The 270-nt window shown below is 51.1% G+C and carries 1 protein-coding gene; it reads left to right on the forward strand.

Annotation, left to right across the window (positions count from 1 at the left end; genetic code table 11):
* On the forward strand, positions 1-270 hold a 270-nt coding region (locus SAY88_RS25105), incomplete at both ends, for a hypothetical protein (RefSeq protein WP_332635147.1).

The following is a 270-nucleotide window of genomic DNA, read 5'->3' on the forward strand; positions in this document are numbered from 1 at the left end:
TGCGGTCAAGACGATGTACGAATGCCCGATATCCGACAACCTCGAGCCTAGTCTTGCGACAAAAGAAGCTGTCATAAAATTTGCCATTCTGAAATCCGAAGTTGACTGGGCGAGACCAATCTTTGAGTCTCTTCCGCAGACCCCTTCCCCTGAGACGAGGAACATAAGGCTGCTCTGGGAAGCTGCCCATGGCAGTGGAGCGGCTGATTTATCTGAGAAGCTGAAGGCATGGACCGCCGAGGATCCTGATATGCAAACTTCTCTCACAAT

It is taken from the genome of Halalkalibacter flavus (assembly GCF_036663575.1).
GTDB classification, from domain to species: Bacteria; Bacillota; Bacilli; order Bacillales; family Bacillaceae_D; genus Halalkalibacter; species Halalkalibacter flavus.